This is a genomic window from Rhodanobacter sp. Root480 (assembly GCF_001426645.1).
GTDB lineage: Bacteria > Pseudomonadota > Gammaproteobacteria > Xanthomonadales > Rhodanobacteraceae > Rhodanobacter > Rhodanobacter ginsenosidimutans.
On the sequence record NZ_LMEX01000002.1, the window covers coordinates 483,912 to 495,215 of the forward strand.

Consider the following 11,304-nt stretch of genomic DNA (forward strand, 5'->3'; position numbering starts at 1 on the left):
AGCGCCATCAGAACAACCGCGCCACGTCCGGGGGAATCGGCGCCGGTCGCATCTGATGAATGTCCACGCAGGCCACGCGCACGCTGGCGCGAATCAGGCAGATGCCATCCGCGCGCGTGATCGTCTGGTCGAACAGGATACTGGCTGCGCGCCGCTCCATGACGGCGACCGTTGCCTGCAGTTCATCATCCAGCAGGGCCGGCTTGAGGAAATCGATCTGCATGCCGCGGACCATGAACGCCAGCCCGGTGGCCTGCTTCAGCGCGAATTGGTCGACCCCCAGCGCGCGCAGCCACTCGCTGCGGGCCCGTTCCATGAAGCGCAGGTAGCTGGCGTGGTAGACCACGCCGCCCGCATCGGTGTCTTCCCAGTAGACGCGGACAGGCCAGGCGAAAGGGGCGGTCGGGGACATGGGTGGCTCGCGTTTCGACAAAGTGCGACAGCATGCGGCCTGCCTGCGCGATGTTCAAATCCCGGCGACTCCCCGATGCAGCGCACGGTGGAAGCGACTTCAGTCGCGATGCTTCGTGCGGGAAAAGGCCCGGCATCGCGGCTGAAGCCGCTCCCACGGCAGCCTAGGGGCCGGCATCGAACAAGTCCGCCGCCTGCGCCTGGCGCGGCGGCGGCACCAGGCCCAGATGCCGCCACCCTTTGGCGCTGGCCATGCGGCCGCGGGCGGTGCGGATCAGGTAGCCCTGCTGGATCAGGTACGGCTCGACCACGTCCTCCAGCGTGCCGCGGTCCTCGCTCAGCGCGGCGGCCAGCGATTCCACGCCCACCGGGCCGCCGTCGAAATTCTCGATGATCACGCCCAGCAGGCGGCGGTCCAGCTCGTCGAAGCCTTCGGGGTCGATCTTCAGCATGTCCAGCGCGGCCTGCGCCGCGGCCAGGGTGATCTCGCCATCGGCGCGCACTTCGGCGTAATCGCGCACGCGGCGCAGCAGGCGGTTGGCGATGCGCGGCGTGCCGCGCGAGCGGCGGGCGATTTCCTGCGCCCCTTCCGGTGCGCAGGCGATGCCCAGGATCTTCGCGGCGCGGCGCACGATCGCGGTGAGCTCGTCGGCGGTATAGAACTCCAGCCTCTGCACGATGCCGAAGCGGTCGCGCAGCGGTGCGGTGAGCATGCCGGCGCGGGTGGTGGCGCCGATCAGGGTGAACGGCGGCAGGTCCAGCTTGATCGAGCGCGCGGCCGGGCCCTCGCCGATCATGATGTCGATCTGGAAATCCTCCATCGCCGGGTACAGCACCTCCTCGACCACGGGCGACAGGCGGTGGATCTCGTCGACGAACAGCACGTCGTTCGGTTCCAGGTTGGTCAGCAGCGCGGCCAGGTCGCCGGCGCGCTCCAGCACCGGGCCGGAGGTGGAGCGCAGGTTGACGCCCAGCTCGTTGGCGATGACGTGGCTGAGCGTGGTCTTGCCCAGGCCCGGCGGGCCGAAGATCAGCACATGGTCCAGCGCACCGCTGCGCTTCTTCGCCGCCTCGATATAGATCGACAACTGCTCGCGCACCGCCTGCTGGCCAAGGTACTCATTGAGCCGCTTCGGCCGGATCGTGGCTTCCAGCACCTCGTCGTCGAACTGGGCAGAGGCGGTGATGATGCGGTGGTCGGTCATTGGCGTTGCGGGAATGGGGAATGGGGAATGGGGAATAGGGAATGGAGAATGGGAAGAGCAACCGGCTCGACCCTCGCCGACGATACCTCAGCAGCAACGCTATACCGATTCCCTATTCCCCATTCCCGGCGCCTCAGATCTCCACCTGCGCCCCCAGCTCGATCAGCCGGTTGCCGGGGATCTGGAAGAACGCGGTGGCCGGCAGCGCGTTGCGCGACAGGATCACGAACAGCTTGTCGCGCCACAGTGCCATGCCGGGGCGGCGCGCATCGGCCACCACGTTTTCGCGGGACAGGAAGAAGGTGGTGTCCATCATGTCGAAGCCGAGCCCCTCGCGGCCGCACAGGCTCAGCGCCAGCGGCACATTGGGGTCCTCGGCAAAGCCGAAGCGCAGTTCCAGGCCGTGGAAATCGCTGCCCATCGCGGTGATCTGCACGCGCTCGGACGCTTCCGCCACCGGCGTTTCCAGGATCTCCACCGTCAGCAGCACGTTGCGCTCGTGCAGCACCTTGTTGTGCTTGAGGTTGTGCAGCAGCGCGTGGGGCACCGCGTTCTGGTTGGCGGTGAGGAATACGGCGGTGCCCGGCACGCGCAGCGGCGGGTGCTCGGCGATGTTCTCGATGAACGGCGCCAGGGCGAGGCCGGATTGCTTGATCTCGCGCACCACCAGCTCGCGGCCGCGGCGCCAGGTGGTCATCATGGTGAAGATCACCACGCCCAGCACCAGCGGGAACCAGCCGCCGTGCGCCACCTTCAGCAGGTTGGCGCCGAAGAACGACAGGTCGATGATCAGGAACAGCACGCCCACCAGCACCAGCGTGGGCCAGTTCCAGTGCCAGCGCTTGCGCGCCACCACCAGCGCCAGCAGCGTGGTCATGGTCATGGTGCCGGTCACCGCGATGCCGTAGGCGGCGCCGAGGTTGTCCGAACTCTGGAAAAACAGCACCGCCACGATCACCAGCACCATCAGCATGCGGTTGACCCACGGCACGAAGATCTGCCCGGACATCTCGCGCGAGGTGTGCACCACCGCCATGCGCGGCGAATAGCCCAGCGACATCGCCTCGCGGGTCATCGAGAACGCACCGGAAATCACCGCCTGCGAGGCGATCACGGCGGCCGCGGTGGCCAACACGATCATCGGGTACAGCAGCGCCTCGGGCACCATCCGGTAGAACGGGCTTTCGATCGCCAGCGGGTCGCTCAGCAACAACGCGCCCTGTCCGAAATAATTCAGCACCAGCGCGGGCAACACGAACCCGAACCACGCCACGCGTATGGGTTTCTTGCCGAAGTGGCCCATGTCCGCGTACAGCGCCTCGGCACCGGTCAGCGCCAGCACCACGCCACCCAGCGCGATGAACGAGGTGTCGCCGTGGCGGATGAAAAAGCGCACCCCGTGCCAGGGATTGAGCGCATACAACACTTCGGGGTTGGCCAGGATCTGTCGCGCGCCGAGCAGCGCCAGCACCAGGAACCACACCGTCATCACCGGTGCGAACGCCTTGCCGACCTTGTGCGTGCCATAGCGCTGCACCGCGAACATGCACAGCAGGATCACCAGCGCAATCCACACCACGTATTGCCCCAGCCCCGGCGCGGCAATCTGCAGGCCTTCCACCGCACCCAGCACCGAGATGGCGGGGGTGATCACGCCGTCGCCGTAGAACAGCGACGCGCCGAAGATGCCGAACGCGGCCAGCGTCCAGCGCGCCCGCGCCGAGCCGCTCATCGAACGCTGCGCCAGCGCCATCAGCGCCATGATGCCGCCCTCGCCCTTGTTGTCCGCGCGCATCACGAAGGTCACGTATTTCAGCGACACCACGATCACCAGCGACCAGAACACCAGCGACAGCACGCCCAGCACGGCCGCCGGCGTGGGCGTCATGCCGTGGGTGCCGAGGGTTTCCTTCATGGTGTACAGCGGGCTGGTGCCGATATCGCCGAACACCACGCCGATGGCGCCCAGCGCCAGCGCCGTCACCCGGCGCCTGGTCTCGGGCGATACCTCGCCGCCGGCGTTTTCCGTGTGCACGGTCAGGCCCCCAGCGCGGCGCGCAGCGCCTTGCGGATGATCGCCTCGGCGCTGTCGCCCTCGGCAGCAACCTTCTGCACCAATCGCGTGACTTCCACCGGCTTGTAGCCCAGTTGCTGCAGCGCCACGGTGGCTTCGCCGGCCGCATCCAGCGGCGCAGCGGCGCCGGGCAACGTGGTGCCGGGCAGGCTGGACAGGCCGTCGACGCGATCGCGCAACTCCACCACGATGCGCTCGGCGGTCTTCTTGCCGATACCGGGAATCTTGGTCAGCGCCACCACATCGCCCGCCTGCACCAGCCGCGCGAAGTGGTCGGTGGAAACGCCCGACAGCACCGCCAGCGCGATCTTCGCGCCGATGCCGCTGACCTTGAGCAGGTTGCGAAACAGCGTGCGCTCGCTCTCGCGCAGGAAACCGTACAGCGCCGCGCTGTCTTCCTTCACCGCGTAATGGGTCAGCAGGATCACTTCCTTGCCGATGCCGGGCAGGTCGTAGATGGTGGACATCGGCGCGTCCACCTCGTAGCCGAGGCCGCCCACCTCGACCAGCAGCGAGGGCGGTTGCTTCGACAGCAGCGTGCCGCGCAGACGACCGATCACCGGCGCCGCCTCCAGGCCGTGCGCGGGATGCCCACGCGGGCCAGGCTGGCGCGGGTATGCGCGTGCGTCACCGCAATCGCCAGCGCATCGGCGGCGTCCGCCTGGAGCGGGCCTTTCAGCCCCAGCAAAATGCCGATCATGTGCTGTACCTGCGCCTTGTCGCCGCGTCCGCTGCCGACCACGGACTGTTTCACTTCGGTTGCCGCATATTCGTGCACCGTGATCCCCTGGCTGACTACCGCACAGATCGCGGCACCGCGCGCCTGCCCCAGCTTCAACGCCGAATCCGGGTTGCGCGCCATGAACACGCGCTCGATACCGCACTCGGCCGGTTGATGGGCGGCGATGATGTCACACAGTTCGTCAAAGATGCGTTTCAGCCGCAACGGAAACGTGGCCTCGCCCGCCACCGCCAGCGCGCCGTGGAACACATGGGTCAACTTGCCCGTGCCATCCACGTCGATGATGCCCACGCCCGTGCGCTGGCTGCCGGGGTCGATACCCAGGATGCGTACCGCATGGGATTCGGGATTCGGGATTCGGGATTCGGTCAAAGCCACGACTCGCACCTTCTCACTTCGCGAGCGCTGGAGCGAGCCGTGGGGCTCGCCTGATCGCGCTTTTGCGAATCACGAATCCCGAATCCCGAATCCCGACGCCTTGCTGCTTCACGCCGGCAGCAAGGCGTTATGCGACACGTCGCTCACATCATCCAGCGCATCGAGTTTTTCGAGCAGGTCGATCAGGGTTTCCTGAGCTTCCTCCGGCACCGCCACGCGATTGTTGGGGCGCATCACCACGCCGGCGTGCGAGGCATCCAGGCCCGCGGCGATCAATGCCTGCTGCACGGCTTCGAAGCTGTCCGGCGCGCACAGCACGGCACTTTCGCCGTTCTCGTTGATGACGTCGTCGGCACCGGCTTCCAGCGCCGCTTCCAGCACCTTTTCCTCGGCTGCCTCGTCGCCGCCGGTCTCGAACACCAGCTCGCCGCAGCGGTTGAACTGGAACGCCACCGAGCCGGTGGTACCCAGGTTGCCACCGTGCTTGGTCAACGCGTGGCGCACGTCGGCCACGGTGCGTACGGGGTTGTCGGTGAAGCAGTCGATGATCAGCGCGATGCCGGCCGGGCCGTAGCCCTCGTAGCGCAGCTCCTGCATGTCGGCGCCGCCGTCGGTGCCGGCGCCGCGCTTGATCGCGCGGTCGATGGTGTCGCGGGTCATGTTGGCCGACAGCGCCTTGTCCACCGCGGCGCGCAGTCGCGGGTTGCCTCCAGGGTCGGCCACGCCGGCACGCGTGGCGACGGTGATTTCGCGGATCAGCTTGGTGAATACCTTGGCGCGCTTGGCGTCTTCGGCGTTCTTGCGACCTTCGATGGACGGGCCTCTACCCATGGCGTTGCCTGCACTCGACTCATTGGACAAGCGGCCAATTTTACCTGATTTCCGCCCCGGTGCCGGTACCTGCGTACGCGTGCCGCAGCCTGCTCACTCGACGGGGAAGTGGCCATCGCGCAGGAAAAGCCCCGCTCGCCGCGCCACATCGGCCGAAAACAGCAGTCCGGTGTGGTTGGCTTCCACCACGCAATGCGCGGTCAGGCCGGCCAGGCGGGTTTCCTCGACCGCCACGGTACCGTCGTGCTCGCCGTCCAGATGGCCGAGCACGGCCCCCAGCCCCAGCGGCGTGCAGCCGGCGATCACGCCCACTTCGCGGGTGCCGGTCCAGCGCTCGAAGCCCTGCTCCAGCAGCTCGCGGTTATGGCCAAGCAACACCTCGCCGCCGCGTCCCCACGCGGAAAAATTGCGGGCCGCGGCGCTGCCTTTCAGCGGCGAGCCCAGGCAGACGACACGCCCGGACGGCAACTCGGCACCCAGGCAGGCGCGCAGCGCCAGCAGGCCGCCGAGGCTGTGGCCCACCAGATGCACTGGCTCGCCATCGGCACCCAGCGCAAGCATGCGAGCCTGCAACTTGTCGAGGATGCGCTGCTGGGTGGCGGCCACACTCAAGTAGTCGAAGCGATCGACCTGGAACCCCGCCTCGCCCAGCCGGCGATGCAGCATGGCCAGCGCGAAGCCGCGCATCCACAGGCCATGCAGCAGGATCACGTGATCGGACATCGACATCCGGGGAATGAGGAATAGGGAATGGGGAATCGCAAAAGCGGGACATGGCGAACCATGCCCCGCGTTCTACACCTTATTCCCTGACGGCCACGTGCAGCTCCTTGAGCTGCGCGGCGTCCACCATCGAGGGCGCGTCGGTCATCAGATCCTGCGCGCTGGTGGTCTTGGGGAAGGCGATCACGTCGCGGATCGACTCGGTGCCGGCCATCAACGCGGCGATGCGGTCGATGCCGAACGCCAGGCCGCCGTGCGGCGGCGCGCCGAACTTCAAGGCTTTCAGCAGGAAGCCGAACTTGGCCTCGGCCTCGTCCGCGCCGATGCCCAGCAGTTCGAACACCGTGCTCTGCATCTCCGGTCGATGGATACGGATCGAGCCACCGCCGATCTCGTTGCCGTTCAGCACCATGTCGTAGCCGCGGCTGACCGCATTGTGCGGGTCGGCGCGCAACTGCGCGGCGTCATCCACCTTGGGCGCGGTGAACGGGTGATGCAGGGCCACGAAGCGCTGGGCCTCGTCGTCGTATTCGAACATCGGGAAATCGGTGACCCACAGCGGCTTCCAGCCTTCCTCGACCAGGCCGCGATCCTTGCCGACCTTCAGCCGCAGCGCGCCCATGAAATCGGTGACGGTTTTCCAGGCGCCGGCGCCGAAGAACACGATGTCGCCGGTCTGCGCACCGGTGGTTTGCAGCACACCCTCCAGCGCCGCGTCGTCGAGGAACTTCGCCACCGGCGAATTGATGCCGTCGCGACCTTTCGCCAGATCCTCGACTTTCAGCCAGGCCAGACCCTTGGCACCGTAGCGCGCGGCGTACTCGGTCAAGCCGTCGATGTCCTTGCGCGACAGCGTGCTGCCGCCGGGCACGCGCAGCGCGGCCACGCGGCCGCCCGCATCGTTGGCCGGGCCGGCGAACACCTTGAACTCGACATGCTTGACCGCCTCGGCCACGTCCACCAGCTCCAGCGCAATGCGCAGGTCGGGCTTGTCCGAACCGAAGCGACGCATCGCCTCGGCCCAGGTCATGCGCGGGAAGCTGGCATCGAGTTCGACACCTTGCACTTCGCGGAATACGTGGCGGATCAATTCCTCCACGAAGTCCTGCACGTCCTGCTCCTCGACGAAGGCGAACTCCAGGTCGAGCTGGGTGAATTCGGGCTGGCGGTCAGCGCGCAGATCCTCATCGCGGAAGCAGCGGGCGATCTGGTAGTAGCGGTCGAAGCCGGCCACCATCAGGATCTGCTTGAACAACTGCGGCGACTGCGGCAGCGCGTAGAACTGGCCCGGGTGCACGCGGCTGGGCACGAGATAATCACGGGCGCCTTCGGGCGTGGCCTTGGTCAGGATCGGCGTCTCCACATCCTGGAAACCGCGCTCGTCCAGATAGCGGCGCAGCGTCTGCACCAGACGGATGCGCTTGCGCATCATCGCCTGCATCTCGGGGCGGCGCAGGTCGAGGTAGCGGTAGGTCATCCGCATGTCCTCGTTCGGGTTCTCGTGCAGCGCGAACGGCAGGTCCTTCGCGGCGTTGAGGATCTCGACCTTGTCGGCCAGCAGCTCGATCGTGCCGGTTTTCAGCTTGTCGTTGACCGACAGCCGCGGGCGGATGGTGCCGGTGACGCGCAGGCAGTACTCGTTGCCGATCTCGCCAGCCACCGCAAACGCGTCGGCGTTGTCGCGCTCGACCACCACCTGTGCCAGCCCTTCATGGTCGCGCAGGTCGACGAAGGCCACATGGGCCTGCAAACGGATCTTGTTGACCCAGCCGCACAGGGTGACGGTCTGGCCGATCAGCGACTCGTCGATGAGGCCGCAAAGATGCGTACGCATGCGCTTGGAACTCCGGGCCGCGTTGGCGGCAAAAACGGGGGAAAAGACTGCGAATCTTACCACCGCCGCCGATGGCTGCGGCGGCGGCGACTCAGCTCTTGCTGCCGGCCGACGGCGCCGGAGCGGGCGATGGCGCGGGCGCCGGGGCCGGGCTGGCGGCCGGTTTCGCGGCGACGCTGTGGTCACCGGCGAGGTTGCGCTTCTTGTCGCCATCCTTCTTGAAGTCGGTCTCGTACCAGCCGCTGCCCGCCAGCCGGAACGACGGCGCGCTCACCATCCGGTGCAATTGCGGCTCGCCGCAGGCGGGGCAGACCGTGGGATCGGCATCGGACAATTTCTGCAGATGGTCGAAGTGATGGCCGCAATGCTTGCATTCGAATTCGTAGATGGGCATGAAAAACTCCGTAGTCGATCGATCGCGATGGCGATGGAAACTCGCCATTATCGACCCGCAACACCGGATTTCAACGTACCACCGTACCCATGGGCGCAACCGCCCCGCCGGCGTAGTCTCGGCGCCCGGGCATGCGAAAGCGCGGCCATCGCCGGGGTCGCAGCTCCATTTGGACGTCTATACGTCTATTGACGCGCGCGACAAGTAAGCCTAACCTGCAGCCCGTTGCACTGCAGCAATTCCTTCCCCACGGAAATCCCCCCATGAGCAAGCACTCCGATTCGAGCCGAACCGCCTGGCTGCCCGCACTGGCGTTGCTGGCGCTGTCCACCGGCGCCGCCGCGCAGGACGCCACCGCGCCATCCCCCACCAAGGCCCAGCGCCTGGACGCGGTGATCGTCACCGGCACCCGCGCCGACAACCGCACCGAAAGCAGTTCGCTGACCCCGATCGACGTGGTCTCCGCCAAGGTATTGCAGCAGACCGGCACCACCGAGTTGTCCACCGCGCTGGCCCGGATCATCCCGTCGCTGAACTTCCCCCGCCCGGCCGGCGGCGACACCGCCGACCAGCAGCGCCCGCTGCAGCTGCGCGGCCTTTCGCCCGACCAGGTGCTGGTGCTGGTGGACGGCAAGCGCTGGCACTCGGGCGCCCTGCTGCTGACCAACGGCGTGGTCGGTCGTGGCTCGCAAGCGGTCGACCTCAACACCATCCCAATGGCCGCGATCGACCACATCGAGGTGCTGCGTGACGGCGCCTCCGCCCAGTACGGTTCGGACGCCATCGCGGGCGTGGTCAACATCATCCTCAAGAAGGGCGCCCAGGGTGGCTCGGTCGAGGCGCTGGGCGGCCAGTACTACGCCGGCGACGGCCGGCAGTGGCAGGGTTCGGCCAATGTCGGCCTGCCGTTGAACGACGACAAGGGCTGGATCCGCTTCACCCTGCAGGACGGCAGCCAGAACTACTCCGACCGCTCCGCCCCCGAGCGCGTGGCGCCGTTCGAGATCGGCCAGCGCTACGGCGACCCGGCGGCGAAGAGCAAGAACCTGTTCCTCAACGCGCAATACGACATCACGCCCGCCGTGCAGCTGTACGCCTTTGGCCACTACAGCACCCGCGACACCACCTCGCCGGCGTTCTTCCGCGACACCCTCAGCGGCAACGCCGTCCTCTCGCTTTATCCGAACGGCTATACCCCGCTGGAGCAGGGCAATTCGATCGACCGCTCGCTGGTCGTCGGCCTGCGCGGCACCACCAGCGGCGGCTGGCGCTGGGACATCAGCGGCAACGCCGGCGGCAACCGGGTGTCCTACCGCACCATCCACAGCGTCAACCGCGCGCTGCTGAATGACTTCGGATCGACCCAGTCCAGTTTCCACGATGGCATCCTGCATGCCGACCAGCAGTCGTTCGACATCGACATCGCCAAGGATCTATCGGTGGGCTGGCTGCCCAACCCGGTCACCCTGGCCTTCGGTACCGAGTACCTGCGCCAGAGCTACCAGATCGACGCTGGCGAACCGGCCTCCTACTACGTCGGCACCTCCGGCAAGTCCGGCGGCGCGCAGGGTTTCGGCGGCTATCAACCTTCCGATGCCGGCTCGTATGCCCGCCACGACGTGGCCGAGTACCTGAGCCTGGAAACCAACCTCACCGATCGCCTGGGCACATCGCTGGCGGTACGCCATGAGGATTACAGCGACTTCGGCACCACCACCACCGGCTCGCTGTCGGCCCGCTTCGACTTCACCGACAGCTTCGCGCTGCGCGGCAGCGCCTCGACCGGTTTCCGCGCGCCGGCGCTGGCGCAGCAGTACTACGCGTACACGTCGTCCACCTACCAGGGCCCCGGCAACAACCTCGGCCTGACCCCGGGCATCTACAACACCGCACTGGTGTCATCGATCAGCCCGCTGGGCCGTCTGCTGGGTGGTGAGGCGCTGAAGCCCGAGAAGTCACGCAACTTCACCGTGGGCGCGGTGTGGAACCCGACCGACGCGCTCAGCCTCAGCCTCGACGCCTACCAGATCGACATCGACAACAGGATCACGTTGTCGAGCTACCTCGGCACCAGCTCCGCCGTCGTGCAGGATTACCTGACGGCCAACGGCATCACCGACAGCAACTACAGCAGCGTCGGCTACTTCACCAACGCCGTGGACACGCGCACCCGGGGCATCGACTTCGTCGGTGGCTACCACTTCGACTTCGGCAACGCCGGCAGCCTGCAGACCTCGCTGAGCTACAACTACAACTACAACAAGGTCACCGACATCAAGCCTAACCCCGCGGCGCTCGACGCCCTGGGCGTCAGCCTCAAGCGTGTCGACCGGCGTGATGTCCTCGGCCTGCTGGCAGACACCGCGCCGCGCAGCAAGCTGATCCTCAATGGCCTGTACAGCGTGGGCAACTGGAACATCAACGCGACCATCACCCGCTACGGCAGCTTCACCTCGTTCAGCAGCTCCAGCGCCACCTTTGACCAGGTCTACAGCGCGAACTGGGTCAGCGACCTGGCGGTCAGCTACAACCTCGACCACTGGACCTTCACCCTGGGCGCAGACAACCTGTTCAACAAGTACCCGAACAAGGTCAACGCCATCAACGGCTACGGCGCCAACAAGGGCACCATGCCGTATTCGGTCTACTCGCCGTACGGCTTCAACGGCGGCTATGGTTACGGCAAGGTCGTCTACCACTGGTAAGCGGCTG

At 66.9% G+C, this 11,304-nt stretch carries 10 protein-coding genes; 1 reads left to right on the forward strand and 9 read right to left on the reverse strand.

Annotated features, from left to right (window positions below):
- Positions 1 to 7: 7 nt before the first annotated feature.
- From ybgC to ASD22_RS09260, 9 genes are all read right to left on the reverse strand, one after another.
- Positions 8 to 412, reverse strand: a complete 405-nt coding sequence (gene ybgC / locus ASD22_RS09220) for a tol-pal system-associated acyl-CoA thioesterase (protein ID WP_056082129.1) — start codon at positions 410 to 412, stop codon at positions 8 to 10.
- Between the two features lie 163 nt (positions 413 to 575).
- Positions 576 to 1,616 carry a Holliday junction branch migration DNA helicase RuvB gene (gene ruvB / locus ASD22_RS09225; protein ID WP_056082131.1) on the reverse strand — a complete coding sequence of 347 codons (1,041 nt, stop codon included), beginning with the start codon at positions 1,614 to 1,616 and terminating at the stop codon, positions 576 to 578.
- 133 nt (positions 1,617 to 1,749) lie between these two features.
- Positions 1,750 to 3,651, reverse strand: a complete 1,902-nt coding sequence (locus ASD22_RS09230) for a potassium transporter Kup (protein ID WP_056082134.1) — start codon at positions 3,649 to 3,651, stop codon at positions 1,750 to 1,752.
- A 2-nt stretch (positions 3,652 to 3,653) separates the two neighbouring features.
- Positions 3,654 to 4,250, reverse strand: coding sequence for a Holliday junction branch migration protein RuvA (ruvA, locus tag ASD22_RS09235; protein ID WP_056082136.1), 597 nt, complete (start codon positions 4,248 to 4,250; stop codon positions 3,654 to 3,656).
- Entirely contained in the window at positions 4,247 to 4,810 is a 564-nt protein-coding gene (gene ruvC / locus ASD22_RS09240) for a crossover junction endodeoxyribonuclease RuvC (protein WP_200945364.1), read from the reverse strand. The genes ruvA and ruvC overlap by 4 nt, the downstream gene beginning before the upstream one ends.
- Positions 4,811 to 4,918: 108 nt before the next feature.
- A complete protein-coding gene (locus tag ASD22_RS09245) occupies positions 4,919 to 5,641 on the reverse strand; it encodes a YebC/PmpR family DNA-binding transcriptional regulator (RefSeq protein ID WP_056082139.1) in 723 nt (240 codons plus the stop codon).
- Between the two features lie 93 nt (positions 5,642 to 5,734).
- Positions 5,735 to 6,364, reverse strand: coding sequence for an alpha/beta hydrolase (locus tag ASD22_RS09250; protein ID WP_056084068.1), 630 nt, complete (start codon positions 6,362 to 6,364; stop codon positions 5,735 to 5,737).
- Positions 6,365 to 6,443: 79 nt separating this feature from the next.
- Entirely contained in the window at positions 6,444 to 8,198 is a 1,755-nt protein-coding gene (aspS, locus tag ASD22_RS09255; protein ID WP_056082142.1) for an aspartate--tRNA ligase, read from the reverse strand.
- Between the two features lie 91 nt (positions 8,199 to 8,289).
- Positions 8,290 to 8,592, reverse strand: coding sequence for a zinc ribbon domain-containing protein (locus tag ASD22_RS09260; RefSeq protein ID WP_056082145.1), 303 nt, complete (start codon positions 8,590 to 8,592; stop codon positions 8,290 to 8,292).
- A 263-nt stretch (positions 8,593 to 8,855) separates the two neighbouring features.
- Between ASD22_RS09260 and ASD22_RS09265 the strand changes: the two genes are divergently transcribed.
- Positions 8,856 to 11,297: a TonB-dependent receptor gene (locus ASD22_RS09265; RefSeq protein ID WP_056082148.1), complete on the forward strand. Its 2,442-nt coding sequence runs from the start codon at positions 8,856 to 8,858 to the stop codon at positions 11,295 to 11,297.
- Positions 11,298 to 11,304: the final 7 nt, after the last annotated feature.